Origin of the sequence: Flammeovirga aprica JL-4 (assembly GCF_012844305.1) — a bacterium.
Taxonomy (GTDB): Bacteria; Bacteroidota; Bacteroidia; order Cytophagales; family Flammeovirgaceae; genus Flammeovirga; species Flammeovirga aprica.
The window spans coordinates 1-536 of sequence record NZ_JABANE010000432.1; the positions used below are offsets into that span (position 1 = coordinate 1).

1 protein-coding gene is annotated in these 536 nt (G+C 64.7%); it reads left to right on the forward strand.

The window, feature by feature from the left end:
• On the forward strand, nt 1-536 hold a 536-nt coding region (gene hypB / locus HHU12_RS34785; protein ID WP_169661247.1), incomplete at both ends, for a hydrogenase nickel incorporation protein HypB.

The window sequence follows — 536 nt, forward strand, 5'->3', positions numbered from 1 at the left end:
TATCTCCCCCGCCCGCACGCCAGAGGGCGACGTGCATTACGGCCACGGCGAAGCGGGTACCCACGCCCCGGGGCAGAGCCAGCGGCGGATGCTGGAAGTGGAGATCGACGTGCTGGATAAAAACAACCGCCTGGCGGCACGCAACCGCGCACGCTTCGCAGCAAAACAGCAGCTGGTGCTGAATCTGGTTTCCAGCCCCGGCTCCGGCAAAACCACCCTGCTCACCGAAACCCTCACCCGGCTGAAAGGACGCGCCGACTGCGCGGTGATTGAAGGCGATCAGCAAACGGTCAATGACGCCGCCCGCATTCGCGCCACCGGCACCCCGGCGATTCAGGTCAATACCGGGAAAGGCTGCCATCTCGACGCCCAGATGATCGCCGACGCCGCCCCGCGCCTGCCGCTGGCTGACCGCGGCATTCTGTTTATCGAAAACGTCGGCAACCTGGTCTGCCCGGCCAGCTTTGATCTCGGCGAGCGCCATAAGGTGGCGGTGCTGTCGGTCACCGAAGGCGAAGACAAACCGCTGAAGTATC